Below are 21803 nucleotides of genomic sequence, written 5' to 3'. Positions count from 1 at the left end.
GGGCTGGAGACCAACATCCGCGTCGCCGCCCACCACATCGCCACGCTGCTCGGCCAGCCGGCCGGTTCGCTGCTCGGCGATCTCCTGAAGGGCGCGCCGCAGCCGATCTTCCGCGGCGGCATCACCTCGGGCATCCCGGCCGACCTGATCCGAAACCGGCCCGACGTTCGCGTCGCCGAGCGCAATCTGGCGGCGGCCACCGCCAATATCGGCGTCGCCATCTCGCAGCTCTATCCGACGATCACCCTGTCGGGCTCGATCTCGCCAACCTATGTCAAGCCGGCCGGCTTCTCCGGCGGCAGCCTGACCACCTGGTCGTTCGGCCCGACCCTGACGCTGCCGATCTTCGACGGCGGCCGCCTGCGCGCCAATGTCGACATCGCCAAGTCGGATGCCAAGACGCAGTATCTGACCTGGAAGCAGACGGTGCTCGAAGCCGTCGAAGAGGTCGAGAACGCGCTGTCGGCGGTACGCCGCGACGCCCAGACGGTGGAAGCGCTGCGCGCCCAGGTGAAGACCACCCAGGAAACGCTCGAACTGTCGACCGCCAGCTACAAGGACGGCGCCTCCTCGCTGCTCGACGTGCTCGATGCGCAGCGCCAGGTGTCGCTGGCCCAGGCAAGCCTTGCCGCTGCCATCCAGCAGATGGCCACCGACTACGTCTCCCTCAACGTCGCCATCGGCGGCGGATACAATCCAGGCGCGCCGCGCACAACAGCACCGCCAAAGGCAAGCTGAGCAGAACCAGACAGAAAGCCCCGCAAACGCGGGGCTTTTTTATTGGCGCTGCGCCACTAATCACAGTTTAGTCCATGTCGAGCCCGCATGCCGGAGCGTCGCGTGACCGAGCTCTCATTTGCTAGCAAGAGAACTCAAAAAACATCAACCGCTACTGAACGAAACCGGCACATATTAGCCACGCTGGAAGTATCACATTGGCGCATGCGCGGCCGCCATTTTCTTTTTGATGCAGCCACCGCGGTCACGTCTTATCCGACAGCCTGCATTTAACCATACCGGCTAACCACGCCATCAGCATCCTGTTGAAAACACGGCGAATTGTGGCATCTTGCCGCCATGTCGAACATCACTTCTCCGAAACACAGCGCCGAAGACCTGGCACGCTCGCGAGAATGCGAAGCCGTCTGCAAAACGGCAATCACCGATGTTGTCCATCGCGCTGTCGCGGCGGGATGGAGAGAAGAGGAAATTGCTCTTCATCTCGCGGATGCTGCAGAGAACTACGTGATGTATTTGGCCACCAAGGCCAAACGAAGATGGATGGCGGCAAACAGCAACTGAGGGGTCGGGGTCGGCTCCATTCAGATGCGGCTTATCCTCCCACCACGCCGGGTTCCACCTCAGCTTTGTGGCCTGTTTCGCAAGACCTCCGCCTCCGCGTAGAACTTCTTTTCCCACTCCTTGTGGTTATCCAACCCCTCACGAATGAAGGGCGTGAACACCGCAAGGTTCATCAAAGCCCAATTGACGAGGCGGGCGGGAAATTTCAGCGGCTTCACGAAATCGACGAAAAGTACCACCCGTGTCTTGTCGGTGTGGTTCCAGGCCTCGTGCTCGTAGGCATCGTCGAAGATCAGCACCTTTCCTTCTTGCCAATGGCAGATCTGATCCTTGACCCGGATAGCCAGCTTGTCCGCGGGTTCAGGTACGATCATGCCTAGATGCAGGCGCAGCACGCCATTGTAAGGTCCACGATGGGCTGGCAGATGCTTGCCCGGTTCGAAGATCGAGAACATCGCGGTTTTCAGACCCGGTATCTTCTGCACCGCCTGCCAGGTCTGCGGGCACGCCTTGATGTTCTGCTCCGACTTCACGCCGAAGCCTACAAGAAAGAAAGTCTTCCAGCCGGCGTCGGTGGAAATTGTCTTCACGTCGGTCGAGATATCCTGGAATGTCGGCAATTCGCTCTGGCGTGCGAGCACGCGGTCCAGTTCGGTCCGGATCTGCGGCCACGCCTTCTCAACCTCGGCTGCCCAGGGAAACGTCGCCGTATCGTAGACCGGCGGGTTGCCGAGCTTGGCGTATTTGAAGTTCAGTCCTTCCGCCCAGGCGACGATGCCCATGAAGAAGCGCGTAATTGCGCTCGGCCGGTCCATCGGCGCAATCCCGGCAGTGCCGAACGATTGATTTACGGCCTGTGTTGAGCGTTCAGGGATTCCTGCATCAGCGGTGTGGTCGGTCATGGGCTGTCCAATGCGTATAAATGCGTTCGAAAGTCCAAAGGATATGGACATGACGGCGCGTTTCGCAAGCTCGCGCAGAAGGGTGAAATGTCGCGGCAATGCCAGCTTACGGACGAGATACGCCGCGCACCATTAAAATCAATGGGAAATGGATTTGGAAAAGAGGTTCACCACCAGCACGCCAGCAATGATGAGCCCGAGTCCGATGATTGCCGGCGCGTCGAGCCGCTGCTTGAAATAGATAAGCCCAACGGCCGAAATCAGCACGATGCCCAGCGCGCTCCAGATCGCATAAGCGATGCCAACAGGGATAATCTTCAGCGTCATCGACAGGCAATAGAATGCCGCCACGTAGCAGACGACCAGGACAATCGTCGGCCCAACGCGGGTGAACTGCTGTGACAGCTGCAATGCCGTCGTCCCGACGACTTCGAGCACGATCGCAGCAAAGAGCAGCGCATAGACAGCGACTGGAGCCATGGCGGGAGTCCTACTCTACTTGTTGGCCAGCTCGACGAGACGGGCAATCAGCGCAGGGCGATCGCCGCCGTTGTCATGGCTGCCCAAGGTATCGGCCAGCCAGAGGCCGTCGGCGGCGAACCGGACGATTTGCGCGTCGATCGACGAATCCGTGCCCACATATTCTTCCGTCCGCTCCTGCACCCATACACGCCAGCGCTGTCGAAGCCGAGGCTCGGCGAGCAGCGCCACCGTAACCTGCGCCCAATGAGCGGCCTCGTCGGGGCTGTCCCTGAGATCCGAGACGGCATGCAGATAGGCGCGGCTGAAGCGGCCATGCGGCAGCGGATCCTCGCGCATGCGCTCATTGATATCGGCGTCGAAGCGATCCAGAAGGCTCTCGAAAAGAGCGTCCAGAAGCGCATTCTTCGTCGGGAAATGGTGCAAAAGTCCACCCTTGCTCACACCTGACGCGCCGGAGACTGCATCCAGTGTGACAGCCGCCATCCCCAGTTCCTTCGTCAGACGCGCGGCCACGTCCAGCAGTTGCTGGCGAACGACGAGAGGTTGCTTGCGGCGATGATGAGCGGTAGACATGCTCTTAGAAGATACCGTCCAGACGGTTTTGTCAAGATCTTTGTCTTGCCCGCTTGCCATCGGACGATTTGCCGCGTGCTGATCCTGACAGTTGCAGTCCTCTTGCTCGCAGTGCATTAAGAGCATCATTCTTGAGGACTGGAACCCGTGAGCGAACAAGTCATCACGCTTTATGAGGCAATTGGCGGCGATGCGACCGTGCGAGCGCTGTCCCGCCGCTTCTATGAACTGATGGACACTCTGCCGGAGGCGCATCATGTCCGCGCCGTCCATCCGCCCACGCTGGAGAGCAGTGAAGAGAAGTTCTACGAATACCTGACAGGATATCTCGGGGGCCCGCCGCTCTATACCGACAAGCGCGGCCACCCGCGCCTCAGAAGCCGCCATTTCGTTGCCGAAATCGGCCCTCTCGAACGTGACGAGTGGCTGGCCTGCTTTCGCCAAGCGCTTGAAGAAACTGTCGCCAATCCGAAGCTGCGCGAGATCATCCTTCCGCCGATCGAACGGCTCGCCTACCACATGCAGAACAAGGAATAGGAACAACCATGACGCTGAACGAGCGCATTGCGCCGCTTCTCTATCTCCTCGCCGGCCTGCTCGGTTTTGCGGGCGTGGCGTTGGCCGCCGCAGCCGCTCATGGTGGCGGTGACGCGCATTTGGTCGCGTCCGCCTCAGCCATGTGCCTGGCGCACGCCCCTGCTCTGCTCGCTCTGGCGATCGGTGCCGAGAAGCTGCGGACCGCATGGCTCGCCGGCACGCTCATCGGCATCGGTACGCTGCTCTTCGCCGGCGATCTCGTCGTCTTGCGCTATGCAGGTTCCGGCCTGTTTCCGATGGCTGCGCCCACCGGTGGATTTGCGATGATGTTCGGCTGGCTTGCGGTTGCTGTTGGCGCCTTCGTGCGTCCGCGCCGATCGCTCACTTGACGGGTATACGTCGATGCCGAAGCAGATTGCCGTGCGGGTCATGGACATAGAATTCTCCATGCCCCATGGCCGTGGCTCGATAGCGGTCAGGCGAGCCGCCGTTCGCTCTTGATACTCCGCATGGCGAGCGCCGATCCGACCTTCGCGAACAGACGGAAGTCGCTTCGCATAGCGCCCGATTGCACCAGCCAAAATGCAATTCCATCTCGTCGCGGCGCAGGAGATAGTCTGGAGACCGGTTAGATGATCCCGCTAGACCCAAGCTCGTCACGATAGAAGGCAAGCGTTTCGTCGAGATCAAGCGATGGCAACACCGGCATGACCTCGATACGATCGGGGTCAAGCTCGGTCATTCAGATGCCGGCCACCACATTGAAGCCTTCGAACACAGGAGGCCCCTTGTACATGGCCTTGCGCTCACCGGCACTCCGGTGCGCGGCGCGAAAGTTTTCCGACTTCGTCCAGTTCACGAAATCGTCCTCGCTCTTCCAGAGCGTGTGCGAGGAAAACAGCGTGTAGTCCTCTTCCGTATTCGTCTTGCCCCGCAGCAGGCGGAACTCGACGAAACCGGGAACCTGCGAGAGGCTGGAATCGCGATTGCGCCAGACGTCCTCGAAGTCTCCCTCGGATCCAACCGCGACCTTGAAACGATTCATCGCAATATACATGAAATGATCCCTACGCTTTGTTCTTCCCGCCGGCGCGCGCTGGCGCGAAAGCAACGACATTATTGCCGTTCGCGGCTTCCAGTCCAAGTGGCTTCTCGGGATTCTGGCCAGGCATCCGCGCCTCCCAAAGGGGAAACTCCGATACGTTGGGATAGTCTCGGCGCCGCTCAGCATTCCGGACCAGCAGATCGTACAGCTCCGGCACAAGGCCGTCACCTCTTTGTGCGGCGAGCTTGTGCAGGCCGATCATCATGACCCCGTCAGGGCGTTCTTCATTCATCGGGAATTGTCTCGTTCGTTCATTGTCTGCAGCGCGCGTTCCAGGCTGGACTTGCTGCCGTTTCGAAGGGGGATGAAAGCCTTGCCGAATTTCTTGCAGCCGGTCTTCACCCGCAGGCAGGCATCGTGGCTGATACAGTCGATCGGGCAAAAGACGCAGTCGACCGAAGGCAGCACGGTATCGATGCGAGAGACCGCCTCGCGCAAACCGCCGTCATGATGGATCAGTTCCGCTCCGAAGTTGCTGGCAATCTGGCGAAGATGCGCCACCTGGCAGTCCCGGCCGCCGACATACAGGAAACTGCGTCCATCAAGTTTGGACCGTCCGGACGTTTCCTGAACCGTCTCGATCCCAGCGCTTACGCGGATCTCGCGGTTAGAACCCTTCTTCGTCTTTCGAGCCATTGCCCACCCGTTCGCTCGTTGATCGTCACACGATTCCTGCGTGTGCCGGGGGACCTTATTAAACTTGATTTTTAGAGTAAAGTATAAAGTTGATGATAACAGTCATATTTTATCTACGGCCTGTCACCTGAAGATCCTGGGTGAACGACCAGACTGGCTTACCCCATTCGGCGGGAAGCGGAGGAAATGGCGCCGCCCGGCGAACACCCTCGACAACGACTTGATCCAGCGCGGAAATTCCTGAGCTTCGCACAACGGACAGACCGTTCAGGTCGCCACTGGCCCCGATTGTAAGGCGGACGCGCACACTCATCGTATCGCTCATGCGCTTGTATTCCGACGGCACCTTGATGGCGCGCTTGATACGCGACTGGACCTTGCCGGGATAGTTAGCGACGGCTGCGCTCCCCGCACCGCCACTGCTGCCGACGCCTCGCGAGTTCTGGCCGGACGTTGCCGTCTCGGTTCCGTCCACGGAGCCCTTCTTCGAATCCTGCTTGTTTTCACCGCCGGAACCAGCACTCTGCTTGGCCTTCTTCGGCGGCTCCTTCTTTTCAACCGGCTTCTTGACGGGCTTTTCGACCTTTGGCTTAGGCTCGGGCGTCGGCTTGTCAGGTTCCGGAGCGAGCGCTGCCGTCTCCACGGGCTCAACGGGCTGCACCTCCGCAGGTGCGGCGTGGGCAACAGGAGGTATTTCCGTAGCGCTTACCGGAGGCACTTCCATTGCCATCGGCTGAACGACGGATGTTTCCGCAGGTGACATCGAGGTCAGGACCTCAGGTTCGGCGGCTGTCACATTCTCCGGGGAAACGCGGGTTACTTCCTGAGCGGGCGCGACAGGCATCACTTCCGTGGGCTCCGTCTCGATCGGCGTCGTTGTCGTCGGCTGCACTGTTTGCGCCTGCACGGTTTCGGCCACGATCTGCTCGGGTTGCGGCTCCTCAGCCTCCTCGCCAGCTGCTGCTTGGTCCGCATCGGAATCACCGAGGATGATGACGCTCACCACTTCGCCGGCCTCTTCGACAGCCATATCCGGCGGCGGAACCACCAGGAAAACAAGCAGAACGGCGATTAGTGCGTGAAAGCCAAAGGAACTAAGGCACGCCATCACCACATTGCGTTGGCGCGGTTTTGCGCTCCCGTCCTTTTCGACGCTCGCATCCATCGACGGCGCGGCAGTAACGGTCCTGCTCGCGCTCTGCGGATCCTGTGGGAAGGACTCTATCAATGCCAGGCGGGCGTAGTGGATAGAAGCCTCGGCAGCGGGCTGGCGCGGCACATTGCGAAGGTCGGACAATTCGTGGCCTGGGTGCATCCCTGGGCTGTTGTCGTTCATTCCGCCCTCAGCGACCGGTTCCTCAACGAGAATGACTCTCGATTTGGATTTTGCTGAAACTGCCATTTACGCCTGCCTCGGACCGCTAACAGAAATTCGCCGGCGTCATGCCGGCGAACCAATCAACCCTCGAAGGGAATCGAAACCTGGGAGCGGGTCACAAGACCCTTCATGCACTCGCCAGCAGCCGGTCCGTCGCAGACCGGTGCATCGTTGATGAGCAAACGCGTCACGCTCTCGCACTTGACGTTCGGCATGTCGAACTGGCGCACACGCTTCTTGCCTGCCGGCAGATCGCGAAAGTCCAGGACTGTCACCCGGTCGACCGCATTCTTGTCGTTGAAGAACGCAAGCTCGAAGGAAATCTTGTTGATCGGCGCGGTAAGGTTGTTGAGCGCGACAAAGGTCATCATGCAGCCCTTTTGCGATGGCGCAAGACCGTTCAGCTCCACTTCAAGGCCCTTCGCCGGTGACGCTGCCGCCGCATCCTGAGCAAAAACCTGCGACGCGCCTGCAACCACGATCAGACCGCTCACCAAGAGCGCTGCAACCTTGCTCACTGCCATTCCTTCCATCAGTAGACTCTAAAACTTGACGAACAAACTCCGCTATTGCGTCATTAAAAAATGATGACTATGAGAGTCAAGATAATTATGGTTTTCGGGGCGCCTGGACGCTGCGGAACGAGTGGAAAAAACCAACCGAAGATGATGGTTGAGAAGCCAAATACCTTAAGCCATGCGTCGCTGCAGCGCGAACCAACGGCAGAGATGCGCGTTCTGGAAAGTGCAGACATTTTTCGCGGAGCGACCGAAATCATGATCCGTCACGACGGCGTGGTCTACCGCATGAAAATCACCCGTCAGGGCAAACTCATTCTCAATAAGTAGGGCTAGGACATGACTGAAACGACAAAACCGGCTCCGGCCGACATTCGCGCATTCCGCGCAGAAAATCCGAAGATGCGCGAGCGCGATATCGCAGCTCAGCTCAAGATTTCTGAGGCAGCGCTCGTAGCGGCCGAAGTCGGCATCAGCGCAACCCGTATCGATGGCAGCGCCCTGAAGCTTCTGGAGCGGGTCGCCGAACTCGGCGAGGTCATGGCCCTTTCCCGCAACGAAAGCGCCGTTCACGAGAAGATCGGCGTCTACGAGAACATCACTGCGGGACCGCATGCTTCTATCGTGCTTGGCGAAAACATCGATTTGCGCATTTTCCCCAATCGCTGGGCGCATGCCTTTGCCGTTTCCAAAAAGGATGGCGACCAAGAGCGTCTCAGCCTGCAGTATTTCGACAAGGCCGGAAACGCGGTTCACAAGGTGCATCTTCGCCCGGACTCGAATGTCGAAGCCTATCACGCCATCGTCCGCGATCTGAAGCTCGAGGATCAGTCGCAGGAGTTCGTTGCCGATCCGGCGTCTTCATCCGCGGATGAAAGCGGCGAGGTTACGCGTGACGAATTGCGCGAGCACTGGAGCAAGCTCACCGATACGCATGAGTTTTTTGGCATGCTGCGCAAGCTGAAGATCGGCCGTCAGGCCGCCGTGCGCACCGTCGGCGACGACTATGCGTGGCAGCTCGACAATACGGCGACGGCAGAGATGATGCATGCTTCGGTAAAGGCGGGCCTGCCGATCATGTGCTTCGTGGCCAACAACGGCATCGTGCAGATCCATTCCGGACCGATCTTCAACGTGCAGCCGATGGGTCCGTGGATCAACGTCCTCGATCCGACCTTCCATCTGCACCTGCGGCAAGACCACATTGCCGAGACATGGGCCGTGCGCAAGCCGACCAAGGACGGCCATGTAACGTCGCTGGAGGCCTACAATGCCGAGGGCGAAATGATCATCCAGTTCTTCGGCAAGCGTAAGGAAGGCACCGACGAGCGCACCGATTGGCGTTCGATCATGGAAAACCTGCCGCGTGCAGGAACAAGCGTCGCGGCTTGAGCAAGGGGATGACGATGCGTAAGGAAGCGCGCCACAAGCGGCGCTGGGCAATGACATTGTCGGCGGCGGCCATCGCCCTCTCGCTGGCTCCCGCACCATTTGCGCTGGCCGCAGAAAAACTGGATACGGCCCGCCTCGTGTCGGTTGGCGGCGATGTCACCGAGATCATCTATGCGCTTGGTGAGCAGGACAAGCTGATCGCCCGCGACACGACAAGCCTGTACCCGGAAGCGGCAACGAAACTCCCGGATGTCGGCTACATGCGGGCATTGTCGCCGGAGGGCATCCTTGCGATGAACCCCACCGCCATCATCGCGATCGAGGGATCGGGACCGCCCGAAGCCCTGAACGTGCTGAAGGGGGCAAGCGTGCCCTTTGAGACCGTGCCGAACGCCTATACCCGTGAGGGCATTCTCGCGAAGATCGACCGCGTCGGTGAACTCCTCGGTCAGCCCGACAAGGCAAAGGCTTTGGAGGAAAAGGTCAGCGCGGACCTCGACGCGGCGATTGCAGACGCCCAGAAGCGCCCCGAGGGTGAGCGCAAGCGCATCCTTTTCATCCTTAGCACGCAGGGCGGCAAGATCATGGCCTCGGGAACCGGCACGGCTGCCGACGGTATCATCAAGCTGTCGGGATCCGTCAATGCCGTGGGCAATTTCCCGGGCTACAAACCGCTGACCGACGAAGCGATCATTGAAGCCAAGCCCGACGTCATTTTGATGATGAACCGTGGCGACGGCTCGGCGACCAAGAATGAAGACCTTCTGAAGCAGCCCGCACTGGCCTTGACGCCGGCAGCGCAGAACAAGGCGATTATCCGTATGGATGGCCTGCATCTGCTGGGTTTCGGTCCCCGCACGGCCAGCGCCGTGCGTGAACTGAATGCGGCGATCTACGGGAGCTGATGATGGCTCTGCAGGACGCGACGGGGCAGGAGCGCGGCATGTTCTCGCTGACAGGTCTCCGGGAACTCCACAGGACGGGCGATCGTAGTCGCCTCGCCCTGTTGGCGATCCTTCTACTTGCGGTCGGCTCCGTCCTGTCGCTGCTGTTTTCAGTCACCACGGGTGCTTCGAATGCCTCGTTCCTCGATGTCATCGCCAACATGGCCGGCTCGGATGAGGCGCTGAACGCACGCGACCGGATCATCATCTTCGATATCCGTATGCCGCGTGCGATCCTCGGCTTCCTCGTCGGCGGTTCGCTTGCCGTCTCGGGCGCCATCATGCAGGGATTGTTCCGCAATCCGCTCGCGGATCCGGGACTTGTCGGCGTCTCCTCGGGGGCGAGCTTGGGTGCAGTGGTCATCATCGTGCTCGCCAGCACCTTTGCCGCACCGCTATACACTTTGCTTGGCATCTACGCGCTGCCCATCGCAGCTTTCGGCGGCGGCCTTGCCAGCACCTGGCTGCTTTATCGGATAGCGACCGGCAACGGTCAGACATCGGTGGCCACGATGCTGCTAGCGGGCATCGCGCTCGGCTCGCTGGCCGGCGCGCTCACCGGGCTGCTGATCTATATGGCCAATGATCAGCAGCTGCGCGACCTCACGTTCTGGGGCATGGGGTCGCTTGCCGGAGCGACATGGGCGAAGATTGCCGCTGCCGCGCCAATCATTCTTCTCTCATTCGCTGCCATTCCGTTCATGGCCCGAGGCCTGAACGCCATCACGCTCGGCGAAGCGACTGCTTTTCACATGGGCATCCCCGTACAACGGTTGAAGAATATCGCCATCGTCACCGTCGCCGCCGCGACCGGCGCTTCGGTCGCCGTCAGCGGAGGCATCGGTTTCGTCGGCATCGTGGTTCCGCACGTGCTTCGCATGTCGATCGGCCCCGATCACCGGTTCCTGTTGCCCGCTTCGGCGCTTCTCGGCGGTTCACTGCTGATTTTCGCGGATGTCCTGGCCAGGACGATTGTCGCACCGGCCGAATTGCCGATCGGCATCATAACGGCCGCAGTCGGCGGCCCGTTCTTCCTTTGGATTTTGTTGCGGCATCGCGCGCGCCTTGCCCTTTGAGTATCGAGCAATGATCGAAGTATCAGGCGTTTCCGTGCGCCTTTCGGGCAAGACCATCGTCAGCCAGGTCGGCTTTGCGGCCCAGGCTGGTCAGCTCACGGCGATTGCCGGCCCAAACGGATCCGGCAAGACGACCACTATGAAGGCTGTTTCCGGCGAACTCCCCTATGCGGGCTCCATTCGCCTCAACGGACAGGATGTCAGCACGCTCCAGCCATGGCAGTTGGCCACCATGCGTGGCGTGCTGCCGCAGGCAAGCGCCATCTCTTTCCCGTTCACGGTGCGCGAGATTGTGCGAATGGGGTTGAACACCGGCCTCAATCGCAACCCGGACAAGGCGGACCAGGTCGCCGCAAAGGCATTGACCGCTGTAGACCTCGACGGCTTTCAGGGACGCTTCTACCAGGAGCTTTCGGGCGGCGAGCAACAACGCGTACAGCTCGCGCGGGTTCTCTGCCAGATCGCCGAGCCCATAGTCGACGGAAACCCATGCTGGCTTCTGCTTGACGAGCCGGTTTCCAGCCTCGACATCAGCCATCAGCTGACGATCATGACCCTGGCGCGAAAATTCTGCGAGGCAGGCGGCGGCGTCATTGCTGTGATGCACGACCTCAATCTGACCGCCCTTTTTGCCGACCAGATCGTGCTCATGAAGTCCGGTCAAGTCGCCGCGGCCGGCAGCGTCCGCGATGTCATGACCGATGAGACGATGGAATCGGTTTTCGGCTGTGCTCTTCGGATCAATCAGGTTCCTTTCGACGGCACGCCGTTCGTGCTTGCGCATAGTGCGATCCAGACCTGACACAATCCAGCGTAGTGGAACCTTTGACGGTTGGCCGCGTTAAGCAATTGACGATGTGGGTCATTGCCGGGCGACAATCTTCATGCGAACTTCGGTGACGGCCCTGTGTTGAACCAGGCAGCTTCAACGCAGCCTTACCAATGGAGAAAATCGTGGCCTCTTCGCTCCTCCACCCTATTCGCAGCCGACGCAATGGCAGCGGCACGCTCCACAACATCGAATCGACGATAGAAGAGCAGATCGAGTCTCTTCGTGAAGAGATTGCGGCACTTACGAAGATTGCCGGAAAGCAGTCGCGCAAGTCCGGCGATCGGCTACGCTATCAGGCAGCGGCGGGATACGACGAACTGCTCTCCCGCAGCGACGATCTGATCCACGAATTGCAGGAGGGCTACCTTCGCGGCGCGAATGAAGTTCGCAATACTGTCCGCAGGCATCCTGTCGCGACCATTGGAGCGGCTGCAGCCTTTGGGCTGGTGCTAGCCCTGCTTGCCCGTCGCTAAGGAGGCTAGATGCTCTTACCGATCCTCAGCATGCTGGTAGGCACGAGTGTTCACCGTACCGTTGCGCGCACCAAGCGCAACGGAATTTTCATAGCGATCGCCGTCATCCTCCTGTTGACCGCTTACGCGCTTGCAGTCGTTGCCGGCGCGATATGGCTCTCGGGGATCTACGGGCCGATTGGCGCGGCACTGTTCCTGGCTGCTGGTGCACTGCTGGTCGCGATCGTCGTTCTGGTGATCATGATGGTGATCAATGCCCAGGAAGCTCGCCGCGCCAAGGAACGGAGACAAGCGCTGGAATCCCTCGCTGCGGTCGGTATTGGCCTCATCCGCGCCCAGCCTTTGTTAACGGCAGGCGTCCTCGCAGCCGTCGTTGCTGCAAATCTGATGGGTTCCAAGCGAGACGACTGAGTTGAACATTCCAGAAATGGCAAAGCCGGCCGTTGCGGCCGGCTTTTTATTTTGGCGACGTGTGGCTTTGTCAGAAGGCGAAAGCCTTCGACGTCAGCGGCGACGATGTCGCATCAGGCCCGAAATCGGCTTCGCCGGTGATCTGCAGCAACTCCTGCAGCCGTTGGCGGGCGCGGTTGACGCGGCTTTTGATCGTGCCGACGGCGCATCCGCAGATTTCCGCAGCTTCCTCATAGGAAAAGCCCGAAGCACCGACCAAGATGATCGCTTCACGTTGATCAGGCGGCAACTGGTCCAGCGCCTTCTTGAAGTCCTGAAGATCGAGGGCGCCGTACTGAGACGGATGCATCGCCATTGACTCGGTAAACAGGCCATCGCTGTCCTGGATCTCCCGTCCGCTTTTGCGCATCTGGCTGTAAAGCTCATTGCGCAGGATCGTGAAGAGCCAGGCCTTCATATTGGTGCCCATCTCGAAATGATCCTGCTTTGCCCAGGCCTTCATGATGGTATCCTGGACAAGATCATCGGCCCGATCGTGACGGCCAATCAGCGAAATGGCAAAGGCTCGAAGGCTCGGCAAGGACGCAAGGAGCTCGCGCTTGAAGCTTGGTTGCTGTTTTTCCATTTCGCCACCTTACTTGACAGTCTTGGCCGAAGCGACGAGCTCCGCCTGGTCAAGCTTCTCGAGCAAATCGAGAAAGCGATCCGGAATCGCTTCTTCCTGCACGGCAGCATAAAGCGATCGCAACTTCACCCCGATCTGGCTGTTTGGGTCAAGGATATCGCTTGCACGCATCTCCAACCGCTGCCGATCTTTTTCGTTCTTCCGTGTCGTCATTAAATCGTCACTTCTAATTTGTTGGCCGCCCGTTCTACCCATCGCTTGATCATCAGCGATCGTCTCGTATCGTGAACCAAGTACGATGAGCCCTCCGTTTGTAGGCAAGATAATGTTGCTAATAAAAAAAAGTTCCTCCTCCTCAGGAACATTTTTACTGTCCGTCGCGTTCTAATCGCCATTGAGGCCGCTTACCGGCTACAGTGGGAGCTATAAATGACACTTTCTGCTCGAATTGCGCCGCACCTTCCTTATCTGCGTCGTTATTCCCGTGCGCTTACGGGTACGCAAACTTCCGGCGATGCATATGTCGCCGCCGTACTCGAAGCGATCATTACGGACATATCCATTTTTCCTGATACGGCGGATGACCGCGTCGCACTCTACAAACTTTTCACGACGTTGTTTGGTTCCGCCACCGTTCAGATTCCCGAGCCCGCGTCGCCATATGCGTGGGAACAGCGTGCGACGCTGAACCTTGCCAAGGTTTCTCCGCGTGCTCGCCAAGCTTTCATCCTCGCTTCCGTCGAGAACTTCCGAGTTGGCGAGATTGCCCACATTCTTGGCGTAGAGCAAGACGAAGTCGTTAACCTGCTCGACAATGCTTCACGCGAGATTTCTCGCCAGGTGGCCACCGACATCATGATCATCGAAGATGAACCGCTCATCGCGATGGACATCGAGCAGATGGTGGAAAGTCTCGGCCACCGCGTTACGGGGATCGCCCGTACACATGCCGAAGCGGTGGCGCTGTATAACAAGACCCGACCCGGCATGGTTCTGGCAGACATCCAGCTTGCCGATGGCAGCTCCGGCATCGACGCGGTTAACGATATTCTCAAGACAGCGAGCGTACCGGTGATCTTCATCACCGCCTTCCCGGAGCGACTGCTGACCGGTGAACGGCCGGAGCCGACCTTCCTCGTCACGAAGCCGTTCAATCCGGACATGGTCAAGGCGTTGATCAGCCAAGCCCTTTTCTTCAACGAGTCCACGAAGGCGGCGGCCTAAAGAATCAGGAACAAAGGGAGCGGCAAAGCGTTCCGGACAATCTGGGACGCTTTCCGGCCCTTAAGGCCTTATTCAACGCTTTCTTCTAGGATGAGCTTCCCCTCTCAATGGGCACCTGTCTCACCGTCGGCGGAAACAGGATCAAATGGGAAAGGCGACTAGGTGATTAGGAACGGACCACTGCCCGGCATGCTCTCCGCGCTGGATGGCAGAGCGGTGCTGCTGGAACGTGCGGTCGCAAGTGCCGGAATCTCCGTCATCTACCAGGATCCTGATCTCTCCCTCATTTACGCTGAAAACCTTCCTCCGCATTTTCAGCCGCTTGCGGCGCCGGGCGGCAGCGATGCCGATCTTTTTGGCGCCACGCATGGCGGCAATCTGCAGAAGCTGAAACAGCAGGTGCTTGAGACTGGCAAACCGACAACCACCGAGATCGAAATTTCGATCGACGGAGAAATGCGCACGTTCGAACTGAAGATCGAGCGTGTCGGCGCCGATCATACCGCCGGTATTCTTTCCGTGATCTCCGAGGTGACCGAAACGCGGCATCGCGAGAAAGTCCTGAAATCACTGCTTCGCGAGCTGTCGCACCGTTCGAAGAACCTCCTGGCCATCATCCAGGGCATCGCCACGCAGACGGCTCGCAACACCCTCACCCTGGAGGGCTTCCTCGTGAAGTTCCGTGGGCGACTGCAATCGCTGTCGAATTCTCAGGATCTGATCACCGATTCCAGTTGGCGCGGCGCGTTCCTGTTCGATCTTGCCGAAAAGCAGTTTGCACCCTACTGGCCCGAAACGGCAGGACCGCTGCCGATCTCCGGAACAAACGTCCACCTCACTCCCAACGCCGCCGTGCACGTTGGCTTGGCACTGCACGAGTTGATCGTCAACTCGGCGTCTTATGGTGCAATCGCCGGCAGCACGCCGGCAGTCAGCCTGAATTGCCGTGAAGTGGTATCGGCAGGACGAAAGGCAATCGAGGTCTCATGGGCTGAGACGCTCTGTGATCCTACAGAAGTTCACGAATTTAGCGAGAATAGTTTTGGCAGGACGGTTCTCGAACGCGTCGTGCCCACCTCCGTCAGCGGCAATGCCGAGCTCACACTGATACCTGGCCGGATCGAGTATCACCTGACCATTCCCGACGCCGAATTCGAGATCCTCCGGAGCCCCCCACAGCGAGCCGCCATGCGCTAAACGAAGAACAGCCAGTGCGAGGGCGGCGCACCGGCTGTTCTTTCACTCACCGGGAGGGGACCGTGAGTAGATCCGAACGATGGGTTGGGGGCGCGCATGTTGGGTCGATGCGGTCATCGTTCGGATACCGCAGTAACGGGCAAGTATCCGAATGGTTCCCTTGCATCGACGATAAAATGTCGATTTTTTCACTCTTTTATTTTGCGGGTTCGCTCTTTGAACGGCACGATGCGGCCTCGATAGAAATATCGTTTTAGAAACATACAGATAACTGATAAAGCGATCAAAAATTTTACCGTTTGATAAATTTTTGAAGCTGAGTTACGCTTTCCCTCACTAGCCGTTTACCAATAATGAGGGAACTTCAATGGAACGACTGGGAACTGGGATTCGTGCTGGCCGGCTTTCGCCCGCCGAGTACGAGTCGAACTTCTCCGATCTTCATCCGCGCCTCGACAAGCACGAGGCGCTGGTCGCGGCCGACCGCTGTTATTTCTGCTACGACGCGCCGTGCATGACGGCCTGTCCCACCTCCATCGACATTCCACTCTTTATCCGGCAGATCGCCACCGGAAATCCGATCGGATCGGCAAAGACGATCTTCGACCAGAATATTCTGGGTGGAATGTGCGCTCGCGTCTGTCCCACCGAAGACCTGTGCGAGCAGGCCTGCGTGCGCAACACGGCAGAGGAACGCCCTGTCGAAATCGGCCGCCTTCAGCGCTACGCCACTGATACGGCCATGCAGGCAGACAAGCAGTTCTATAGCCGCGCGGCCTCATCTGGAAAGAAGATCGCCGTGGTCGGCGCCGGTCCTGCAGGACTTGCCGCTGCTCACCGCCTAGCCGTAAAGGGCCATGACGTTGTCATCTACGACGGCAAGGCAAAATCCGGCGGCCTCAACGAATACGGCATCGCCACGTACAAGGCCGTCGACGACTTCGCGCAGAAGGAAGTCGACTACGTCCTCTCGATCGGCGGCATCGAAGTCCTTCACGATCAGCTGCTCGGCCGCGACTTCTCGCTCGCCGATCTGCAGTCGCAGTATGACGCCGTCTTCCTCGGCATCGGCCTATCAGGTGTCAATGCACTTCGTGTCGAAGGCGAAAGCCTGCCCGGCGTCGATGATGCGGTCGACTTCATCGCAGGTCTGCGTCAGGCCACCGATAAGGGTGAAGTTGCCATCGGCCGCCGCGTCGTCGTACTCGGCGGCGGCATGACGGCAATCGATGCCGCCGTGCAGGCAAAGCTCCTCGGCGCCGAGGAGGTGACAATCTGTTATCGCCGCGGCAAGGAGCATATGAACGCCTCGGAATTCGAACAGGATCTCGCCACCTCCAAGGGCGTCATCATCCGCCATTGGCTGGCGCCGAAGTCGATTCTTGCACAGGACGGCAAGGTCGCCGCGATCGAGGTGGAATATACCAAGCTTGTCGATGGCCGTTTGTCGACGACGGGTGAGACCGGCGTCATTGCCGCTGATCAGATCTTCAAGGCGATCGGCCAGACTTTCGACGCGTCGGGCCTCGGCGCGCTGCGCATGGAATCCGGCCGCATCGCCATCGATGCCGATGGCAAGACCTCGCTTGATGGCGTCTGGGCCGGCGGCGACTGCGTCTTCGGTGGTGACGACCTGACCGTCTCGGCGGTCGCCCAGGGTCGCGATGCCGCTGAATCCATCAACCGTATGCTTGCTGCCGGCGCGCAGCCGGCCGTTGCCGTCGCGTGAAGGGGAGAATGAACAATGGCTGATCTCCGCAATAATTTCGTCGGCATCAAGTCGCCCAACCCGTTCTGGCTGGCTTCCGCACCGCCGACGGACAAGGCCTACAACGTCGAGCGCGCCTTCAAGGCAGGCTGGGGCGGCGTCGTCTGGAAAACACTCGGCGAAGAAGGCCCGCCTGTCGTCAACGTCAACGGCCCGCGCTACGGCGCGATCTGGGGCGCCGACCGACGTCTGCTCGGTCTGAACAACATCGAGCTCATCACAGACCGTGACCTCTACACCAACCTGCGCGAAATGAAGCAGGTGAAGATGAACTGGCCGGATCGCGCCCTGATCGCCTCGATCATGGTTCCCTGCGAGGAGAATGCGTGGAAGGCGATCCTGCCGCTCGTCGAGGAAACCGGCGCCGACGGCATCGAGCTCAACTTCGGCTGTCCGCACGGCATGTCGGAACGCGGCATGGGCTCCGCGGTCGGACAGGTGCCGGAATACATCGAAATGGTCGTGCGCTGGTGCAAGCAATACACGCGCATGCCCGTCATCACCAAGCTGACGCCAAATATCACCGATATCCGCAAACCGGCGCGCGCGGCCAAGGCCGGCGGCACCGATGCCGTGTCGCTGATCAATACGATCAACTCGATCACCTCGGTCAATCTCGACACCTTCTCTCCCGAGCCGTCGATCGACGGACGCGGCAGCCACGGTGGCTACTGCGGACCGGCGGTGAAGCCGATCGCGCTCAACATGGTCGCCGAGATCGCTCGCGATCCGGAAACCTATGGCCTGCCGATATCAGGTATCGGCGGCGTCACGACCTGGCGGGATGCAGCCGAGTTCCTGGCGCTTGGCGCCGGCAACGTGCAGGTCTGCACGGCAGCGATGACCTACGGCTTCAAGATCGTCCAGGAGATGATTACGGGCCTCTCCGACTGGATGGACGCCAAGGGCCACCGCAACCTCGACGACATCACCGGTCGCGCCGTGCCGAATGTTTCCGACTGGCAGTACCTCAATCTCAACTACATCGCCAAGGCGAAGATCGATCAGGATGCCTGCATCAAGTGCGGCCGCTGTCACATCGCCTGCGAGGACACCTCGCACCAGGCGATCACCCAGTTCGTCAATGGCGTCAGGCACTTCGAGGTGATGGAAGAGGAATGCGTCGGCTGCAATCTCTGCGTCAATGTCTGTCCGGTCGAGAATTGCATCACCATGGAGCAACTCCCCGTCGGTGATCTCGACAAGCGCACCGGTAAGATCGTCGATCCGAACTACGCAAACTGGACGAGCCATCCGAACAACCCCATGGCGCGGCAGGCCGCTGAGTAAGTGTTCAGCAACGCCGCGGACGAGTTTCTCTCGCGGCGTTGCCTTTGGCGGACCTTGTGATATCGATGCCTCACTGCACTGTCGCAGCTCTCTTTCCAGAGGAGGCAGCCATGGCTCGCAAACACCTCACCGACTTCAGCTTTTGAGGTCACGTCGAAACGACGTAAATCCTATCCGTCGGAAACGCATGTCAAAACCGGCCAACAGTTTGTTCATGGCGATATCGAGCTGATCGAGAAGCTTGGCCGCAATGATCCCTGCCCGTGTGGTTCACGGAGCCGCTTTCAAGAATTGCTGCCTGAAATCCGGGCGCTATGACGGCATCCATCGCCATCACTACTTTTTGGGAGCGCGATTGACCTACATCGCAAGCGCGCGGCAAGCCGTGCGCTTGCTTCCAATTAGGCGCCGCTACCCGCAAACATCTTCCGATACGCCCCGGGGCTCGTCCCCAACCTCTTGCGAAAATGATGTCGCATCGTCGCCAGTGTTCCGAACCCGCTGGCAGCGGCGATATCGTCGAGAGATAAGCTGCTTGTCCTTTCCAGAAGTTCGCGCGCGTGCCGCAGCCTTTCCCCCAGCAGCCATTCGCCGACACTTTGCCCCGTGGTGCTTTCGAACCGGCGTTGAAACGTCCGCTGGCTCATTCCCGCTTTCGCGGCAAGCAGGCTGATCGGCTGTTCCTCATCCAGCCGCTGCCGCATCCAGTCGATCAGCGGCCCAAGCCGGATGCCCTCGCGTTCCTGTAGCACCGGTGTATGGATGAACTGAGCCTGTCCGCCTTCGCGATGCGGCGGCAGAACCAGCCGTCGCGCCACGCTGTTGGCAGCCTCAGCACCAAAGTCGCCACGGACCACATGCAGGCAGAGATCGATACCGGCAGCGCTGCCCGCTGCCGTCAGGAGGCTGCCCTCGTCCATGTAGAGCACATCGGCATCGAATTTGATGCTGGGATAGCGCTTGGAGATCGACGCGACATATCGCCAATGCGTGGTGGCGCGGCGATTGCGAAGAAGCCCGGTTGCAGCAAGAACAGCAACGCCGGAGCATAGCGACATGATCCGCGCGCCGCGCTGATGGGCCGCGCACAGCGCATCGATCAGGGCACGCGGAACCTCGGCATCGATCGACCGCCAGCCCGGCACGACGATCAGATCCGCCTCGGCAAGCACATCGAGCCCGTGATCGACGGAAACAGTGAGGCCGCCCGCGGCCTCGAGCGGTCCCGGCTCGATGCCGCACACCGAGTAGCCATACCAGCACTCCCCCATCTCTGGGCGCGACAGCCCGAAGACTTCATAGGCGATGCCGAATTCAAACGTGCAGAGCCCGTCATAGGCGAGCACCACGACATGAGGACCTTTCAGCGAGTTTGGCATGATCTTTACGCTAACCGTCATTATGGCCAATTTCGCCAAGCCATAACATCGGCCATGGTCGGCGGCAACTCGAACCGAAAGGAAACGTCATGCCGAGCTTCGTCGCCGAAACCCCTGCTGCCTCCCCCGAAGCCACCGCCAGCTACTATGCCCGCAAACTCGCCTTCGAAACCGACTGCTGGGATGTCCACGCGTCCCTTGCCGCCGGCCACAGCGACTTCGTATTGCTAGATGTCCGGTCTCCGGCACACTATGCAGCCTCTCACATTCCAGGCGCGATCAACCTGCCGCATGGAAAGATGACGGCCCACCGCATGTCGGAATGGCCCGCCAACACCCTTTTCGTCGTCTATTGCGCCGGCCCTCATTGCAACGGCACCGACAAGGCAGCGCTGCGCCTTGCTCGGCTCGGGCTTCAGGTGAAGGTGATGATCGGCGGTATAACCGGTTGGGCCGACGAGGACTTTGTATTCGAGAGCGCCCCGGAAACCGCAGCAGCGTGATGCAAGATCCCGCACGCGAGCGGGACATTGTATTTTCCTATACCAATGCGATAGTCGGGAGGCGCAAAGAGGTAGCCTCCCGCATGACACATCATATTGTTGCGATCGGGCAACTGCCTCCTGCGCTCAACGGATTTTCGCTCGCGACCGGGGAAATGGTGACGCTTCTTTCGGAAGCAGGCAACGTCACCGTTTGCAACATCGGCCCGCCATCCGGCAAGCTGTCGCTGCTCAAGCACCCCATCAGGTTCATCCGTGTGCTTGGCGCCTGTCTGCAGCTGTTTCGCGATCGCAAGCGCGGCGAGCCGACCTGCTACCTTGCCTGCGACGGTGGTCTTGGCCTGATCTACACGTCGCTGGTCGTCCTTGTCGCGAGACTCCTGGCCTATCGCATCGAATTGCATCATCACAGTTTCAGCTACATCCATCGTCCCATGTTGCTCATGCGATGCACCCTGGCATTCGGCGGCGGTCGCCTGCGACACATTTTCCCGTGCGATGTCATGAGGGATCGCTTCACCGACACCTACCAGCGTCGAACGAGTTGCAGCATCGTTTCCAACGCCGCCTTCGTCATGCCCATGGAAACGCCCGATATTCCGAAGGATCGTACGCATCTCACGATTGGCATGCTGAGCAACCTCACCCCGGAAAAGGGTCTAGACACCTTCATCGCACTTGCAAGGCAAGCGCGCGCTGAAGGCTTGCAGATCAAAGCGGTCCTCGCCGGCCCGGCGGGGAAGGTCGAACGGTTCACCATAGACACAGCCGTTGCCGACCTGGGTTGCGCGCTCGACTATCGTGGCCCGCTCTATGGCGAAGCAAAGGTGTCGTTCTATCGGGACATCGACGTGTTTGTCTTTCCAACAACCTACGACAACGAAGCCCAGCCCCTGGTGATCTTCGAGGCGAAAGCCGCTGGAAATGCGGTCATTTCCTACGACCGCGGCTGCATCAGGAAGCAGGTCGACGAACATGATCTGCTGGTCCCCGCCAACGGCGAGTTTGTCCCGACCGCGCTGGCCTGGCTATCAGCTCTTTTGCCGGAACCTGCGCGGGAACCACGACGAGAGGCGATCCGGCAGGCTTATCGCGACCGCCACGCCAAAGCCCGCGCCGCAGCCAGCGCGGTCTTCGATTGGCATCGGTGACACGGGCAAAGAAAATTCTCACCATGGCTGGATTTACCGACACGGTGCAGCATATCTCCAATATTGCCAAAGGTTTAGGCCGTCACACATTGGAAATTCGACAG

The 21803-nt window shown here is 59.7% G+C and carries 28 protein-coding genes and 1 pseudogene; 17 read left to right on the top strand and 12 right to left on the bottom strand.

Annotation, left to right across the window (positions count from 1 at the left end; genetic code table 11):
• A partial coding sequence (locus JNB88_RS29860) for an efflux transporter outer membrane subunit (RefSeq protein WP_220358608.1) occupies positions 1-738 on the top strand: 738 nt, incomplete at its 5' end.
• A gap of 623 nt (positions 739-1361) precedes the next feature.
• Here the strand turns inward: JNB88_RS29860 and olsC are convergent.
• The 3 genes from olsC to JNB88_RS29845 form a co-directional block, all read right to left on the bottom strand.
• Entirely contained in the window at positions 1362-2204 is an 843-nt protein-coding gene (olsC, locus tag JNB88_RS29855; RefSeq protein ID WP_220358607.1) for an ornithine lipid ester-linked acyl 2-hydroxylase OlsC, read from the bottom strand.
• Between the two features lie 138 nt (positions 2205-2342).
• Entirely contained in the window at positions 2343-2684 is a 342-nt protein-coding gene (locus JNB88_RS29850; protein ID WP_037137200.1) for an SMR family transporter, read from the bottom strand.
• Between the two features lie 15 nt (positions 2685-2699).
• Positions 2700-3260, bottom strand: coding sequence for a TetR/AcrR family transcriptional regulator (locus tag JNB88_RS29845; RefSeq protein WP_220358606.1), 561 nt, complete (start codon positions 3258-3260; stop codon positions 2700-2702).
• 147 nt (positions 3261-3407) lie between these two features.
• On the opposite strand from JNB88_RS29845, the gene JNB88_RS29840 reads away from it, so the two are divergent.
• Both JNB88_RS29840 and JNB88_RS29835 read left to right on the top strand, forming a co-directional pair.
• On the top strand, positions 3408-3797 hold the full coding sequence (locus JNB88_RS29840; protein ID WP_220358605.1) for a group II truncated hemoglobin: 390 nt from the start codon (positions 3408-3410) through the stop codon (positions 3795-3797).
• An 8-nt stretch (positions 3798-3805) separates the two neighbouring features.
• Entirely contained in the window at positions 3806-4186 is a 381-nt protein-coding gene (locus tag JNB88_RS29835; protein WP_220358604.1) for a DUF423 domain-containing protein, read from the top strand.
• Here JNB88_RS29835 and JNB88_RS29830 read toward each other — a convergent pair.
• The 6 genes and pseudogenes from JNB88_RS29830 to JNB88_RS29805 all read right to left on the bottom strand — a co-directional run bounded on the left by JNB88_RS29830 (position 4179) and on the right by JNB88_RS29805 (position 7440).
• Positions 4179-4539 (bottom strand): annotated as a pseudogene (locus JNB88_RS29830) (VOC family protein). The gene JNB88_RS29835 and the pseudogene JNB88_RS29830 overlap by 8 nt on opposite strands.
• On the bottom strand, positions 4540-4854 hold the full coding sequence (gene hmuQ / locus JNB88_RS29825) for a heme-degrading protein HmuQ (protein ID WP_220358603.1): 315 nt from the start codon (positions 4852-4854) through the stop codon (positions 4540-4542). It lies immediately after the preceding pseudogene.
• Between the two features lie 10 nt (positions 4855-4864).
• Positions 4865-5134 (bottom strand): hypothetical protein, encoded by a 270-nt coding sequence (locus JNB88_RS29820; protein WP_037137195.1) that lies wholly within the window; start codon positions 5132-5134, stop codon positions 4865-4867.
• Positions 5131-5538, bottom strand: coding sequence for a DUF2325 domain-containing protein (locus tag JNB88_RS29815; protein WP_037137194.1), 408 nt, complete (start codon positions 5536-5538; stop codon positions 5131-5133). Before JNB88_RS29815 ends, JNB88_RS29820 begins: the two co-directional genes overlap by 4 nt.
• A gap of 109 nt (positions 5539-5647) precedes the next feature.
• Positions 5648-6940, bottom strand: a complete 1293-nt coding sequence (tolA, locus tag JNB88_RS29810; RefSeq protein ID WP_220358602.1) for a cell envelope integrity protein TolA — start codon at positions 6938-6940, stop codon at positions 5648-5650.
• Positions 6941-6996: 56 nt separating this feature from the next.
• Positions 6997-7440, bottom strand: a complete 444-nt coding sequence (locus JNB88_RS29805; RefSeq protein WP_220358614.1) for a hypothetical protein — start codon at positions 7438-7440, stop codon at positions 6997-6999.
• A 141-nt stretch (positions 7441-7581) separates the two neighbouring features.
• Between JNB88_RS29805 and hemP the strand changes: the two genes are divergently transcribed.
• From hemP to JNB88_RS29770, 7 genes are all read left to right on the top strand, one after another.
• On the top strand, positions 7582-7764 hold the full coding sequence (gene hemP / locus JNB88_RS29800) for a hemin uptake protein HemP (RefSeq protein ID WP_037137191.1): 183 nt from the start codon (positions 7582-7584) through the stop codon (positions 7762-7764).
• A gap of 9 nt (positions 7765-7773) precedes the next feature.
• A complete protein-coding gene (locus JNB88_RS29795; RefSeq protein WP_037137190.1) occupies positions 7774-8826 on the top strand; it encodes a hemin-degrading factor in 1053 nt (350 codons plus the stop codon).
• A gap of 8 nt (positions 8827-8834) precedes the next feature.
• Entirely contained in the window at positions 8835-9731 is an 897-nt protein-coding gene (locus JNB88_RS29790; RefSeq protein WP_220358601.1) for a heme/hemin ABC transporter substrate-binding protein, read from the top strand.
• A gap of 2 nt (positions 9732-9733) precedes the next feature.
• Positions 9734-10846: a FecCD family ABC transporter permease gene (locus tag JNB88_RS29785; protein ID WP_037137188.1), complete on the top strand. Its 1113-nt coding sequence runs from the start codon at positions 9734-9736 to the stop codon at positions 10844-10846.
• A 10-nt stretch (positions 10847-10856) separates the two neighbouring features.
• Complete coding sequence (locus tag JNB88_RS29780; protein ID WP_220358600.1) at positions 10857-11648, top strand: heme ABC transporter ATP-binding protein; 792 nt, start codon at positions 10857-10859, stop codon at positions 11646-11648.
• Positions 11649-11788: 140 nt separating this feature from the next.
• A complete protein-coding gene (locus tag JNB88_RS29775) occupies positions 11789-12151 on the top strand; it encodes an ElaB/YgaM/YqjD family protein (protein WP_220358599.1) in 363 nt (120 codons plus the stop codon).
• 9 nt (positions 12152-12160) lie between these two features.
• Positions 12161-12562, top strand: coding sequence for a hypothetical protein (locus JNB88_RS29770; RefSeq protein WP_220358598.1), 402 nt, complete (start codon positions 12161-12163; stop codon positions 12560-12562).
• A 70-nt stretch (positions 12563-12632) separates the two neighbouring features.
• Here JNB88_RS29770 and JNB88_RS29765 read toward each other — a convergent pair whose 3' ends face one another.
• A complete protein-coding gene (locus tag JNB88_RS29765; RefSeq protein ID WP_037137185.1) occupies positions 12633-13187 on the bottom strand; it encodes an RNA polymerase sigma factor in 555 nt (184 codons plus the stop codon).
• Positions 13188-13196: 9 nt separating this feature from the next.
• Positions 13197-13358, bottom strand: coding sequence for a NepR family anti-sigma factor (locus JNB88_RS29760; protein ID WP_220358613.1), 162 nt, complete (start codon positions 13356-13358; stop codon positions 13197-13199).
• Between the two features lie 258 nt (positions 13359-13616).
• Here JNB88_RS29760 and JNB88_RS29755 point away from each other — a divergent pair, with 258 nt between their 5' ends.
• From JNB88_RS29755 to JNB88_RS34455, 5 genes are all read left to right on the top strand, one after another.
• The gene (locus JNB88_RS29755) at positions 13617-14411 is read left to right on the top strand and encodes a response regulator (RefSeq protein ID WP_220358597.1); all 795 of its coding nucleotides are present in this window, start codon (positions 13617-13619) and stop codon (positions 14409-14411) included.
• 189 nt (positions 14412-14600) lie between these two features.
• Positions 14601-15608, top strand: coding sequence for a sensor histidine kinase (locus JNB88_RS29750; RefSeq protein WP_220358612.1), 1008 nt, complete (start codon positions 14601-14603; stop codon positions 15606-15608).
• A 367-nt stretch (positions 15609-15975) separates the two neighbouring features.
• On the top strand, positions 15976-17337 hold the full coding sequence (locus tag JNB88_RS29745) for an NAD(P)-dependent oxidoreductase (RefSeq protein ID WP_220358596.1): 1362 nt from the start codon (positions 15976-15978) through the stop codon (positions 17335-17337).
• Positions 17338-17352: 15 nt separating this feature from the next.
• Positions 17353-18666 carry an NAD-dependent dihydropyrimidine dehydrogenase subunit PreA gene (preA, locus tag JNB88_RS29740; RefSeq protein ID WP_220358595.1) on the top strand — a complete coding sequence of 438 codons (1314 nt, stop codon included), beginning with the start codon at positions 17353-17355 and terminating at the stop codon, positions 18664-18666.
• A gap of 78 nt (positions 18667-18744) precedes the next feature.
• Complete coding sequence (locus JNB88_RS34455; RefSeq protein WP_220358611.1) at positions 18745-18984, top strand: SEC-C metal-binding domain-containing protein; 240 nt, start codon at positions 18745-18747, stop codon at positions 18982-18984.
• An 83-nt stretch (positions 18985-19067) separates the two neighbouring features.
• On the opposite strand, the gene ftrA is transcribed toward JNB88_RS34455, so the two are convergent.
• Positions 19068-20066: a transcriptional regulator FtrA gene (ftrA, locus tag JNB88_RS29730; RefSeq protein ID WP_220358594.1), complete on the bottom strand. Its 999-nt coding sequence runs from the start codon at positions 20064-20066 to the stop codon at positions 19068-19070.
• 68 nt (positions 20067-20134) lie between these two features.
• On the opposite strand from ftrA, the gene JNB88_RS29725 reads away from it, so the two are divergent.
• Together JNB88_RS29725 and JNB88_RS29720 are read left to right on the top strand one after the other, a co-directional pair.
• The gene (locus JNB88_RS29725) at positions 20135-20548 is read left to right on the top strand and encodes a rhodanese-like domain-containing protein (RefSeq protein ID WP_220358593.1); all 414 of its coding nucleotides are present in this window, start codon (positions 20135-20137) and stop codon (positions 20546-20548) included.
• Between the two features lie 83 nt (positions 20549-20631).
• The gene (locus JNB88_RS29720; RefSeq protein ID WP_220358592.1) at positions 20632-21699 is read left to right on the top strand and encodes a glycosyltransferase family 4 protein; all 1068 of its coding nucleotides are present in this window, start codon (positions 20632-20634) and stop codon (positions 21697-21699) included.
• The last annotated feature ends 104 nt before the right edge of the window (positions 21700-21803 follow it).

Source organism: Rhizobium cauense (genome assembly GCF_019511525.1).
GTDB classification, from domain to species: Bacteria; Pseudomonadota; Alphaproteobacteria; order Rhizobiales; family Rhizobiaceae; genus Rhizobium; species Rhizobium cauense.
This window is presented reverse-complemented; position numbering and strand designations above follow the sequence as displayed.

Bases quoted from the DNA above. Each gene is read 5' to 3' on its own strand.
- JNB88_RS29720 (WP_220358592.1), top strand. From the start codon at position 20,632: ATGACACATCATATTGTTGCGATCGGGCAACTGCCTCCTGCGCTCAAC.
- JNB88_RS29835 (WP_220358604.1), top strand. From the start codon at position 3,806: ATGACGCTGAACGAGCGCATTGCGCCGCTTCTCTATCTCCTCGCCGGC.
- JNB88_RS29790 (WP_220358601.1), top strand. From the start codon at position 8,835: ATGACGATGCGTAAGGAAGCGCGCCACAAGCGGCGCTGGGCAATGACA.
- JNB88_RS29845 (WP_220358606.1), bottom strand. From the start codon at position 3,260: ATGTCTACCGCTCATCATCGCCGCAAGCAACCTCTCGTCGTTCGCCAG.
- JNB88_RS29805 (WP_220358614.1), bottom strand. From the start codon at position 7,440: ATGGCAGTGAGCAAGGTTGCAGCGCTCTTGGTGAGCGGTCTGATCGTG.
- JNB88_RS29850 (WP_037137200.1), bottom strand. From the start codon at position 2,684: ATGGCTCCAGTCGCTGTCTATGCGCTGCTCTTTGCTGCGATCGTGCTC.
- olsC (WP_220358607.1), bottom strand. From the start codon at position 2,204: ATGACCGACCACACCGCTGATGCAGGAATCCCTGAACGCTCAACACAG.
- tolA (WP_220358602.1), bottom strand. From the start codon at position 6,940: ATGGCAGTTTCAGCAAAATCCAAATCGAGAGTCATTCTCGTTGAGGAA.
- JNB88_RS29770 (WP_220358598.1), top strand. From the start codon at position 12,161: ATGCTCTTACCGATCCTCAGCATGCTGGTAGGCACGAGTGTTCACCGT.
- ftrA (WP_220358594.1), bottom strand. From the start codon at position 20,066: ATGACGGTTAGCGTAAAGATCATGCCAAACTCGCTGAAAGGTCCTCAT.
- JNB88_RS29765 (WP_037137185.1), bottom strand. From the start codon at position 13,187: ATGGAAAAACAGCAACCAAGCTTCAAGCGCGAGCTCCTTGCGTCCTTG.
- JNB88_RS29780 (WP_220358600.1), top strand. From the start codon at position 10,857: ATGATCGAAGTATCAGGCGTTTCCGTGCGCCTTTCGGGCAAGACCATC.
- preA (WP_220358595.1), top strand. From the start codon at position 17,353: ATGGCTGATCTCCGCAATAATTTCGTCGGCATCAAGTCGCCCAACCCG.
- JNB88_RS29815 (WP_037137194.1), bottom strand. From the start codon at position 5,538: ATGGCTCGAAAGACGAAGAAGGGTTCTAACCGCGAGATCCGCGTAAGC.
- JNB88_RS29820 (WP_037137195.1), bottom strand. From the start codon at position 5,134: ATGAATGAAGAACGCCCTGACGGGGTCATGATGATCGGCCTGCACAAG.
- JNB88_RS29745 (WP_220358596.1), top strand. From the start codon at position 15,976: ATGGAACGACTGGGAACTGGGATTCGTGCTGGCCGGCTTTCGCCCGCC.
- hemP (WP_037137191.1), top strand. From the start codon at position 7,582: ATGATGGTTGAGAAGCCAAATACCTTAAGCCATGCGTCGCTGCAGCGC.
- hmuQ (WP_220358603.1), bottom strand. From the start codon at position 4,854: ATGTATATTGCGATGAATCGTTTCAAGGTCGCGGTTGGATCCGAGGGA.
- JNB88_RS29755 (WP_220358597.1), top strand. From the start codon at position 13,617: ATGACACTTTCTGCTCGAATTGCGCCGCACCTTCCTTATCTGCGTCGT.
- JNB88_RS29795 (WP_037137190.1), top strand. From the start codon at position 7,774: ATGACTGAAACGACAAAACCGGCTCCGGCCGACATTCGCGCATTCCGC.
- JNB88_RS29725 (WP_220358593.1), top strand. From the start codon at position 20,135: ATGCCGAGCTTCGTCGCCGAAACCCCTGCTGCCTCCCCCGAAGCCACC.
- JNB88_RS29785 (WP_037137188.1), top strand. From the start codon at position 9,734: ATGGCTCTGCAGGACGCGACGGGGCAGGAGCGCGGCATGTTCTCGCTG.
- JNB88_RS29750 (WP_220358612.1), top strand. From the start codon at position 14,601: ATGCTCTCCGCGCTGGATGGCAGAGCGGTGCTGCTGGAACGTGCGGTC.
- JNB88_RS29775 (WP_220358599.1), top strand. From the start codon at position 11,789: ATGGAGAAAATCGTGGCCTCTTCGCTCCTCCACCCTATTCGCAGCCGA.
- JNB88_RS29760 (WP_220358613.1), bottom strand. From the start codon at position 13,358: ATGCGTGCAAGCGATATCCTTGACCCAAACAGCCAGATCGGGGTGAAG.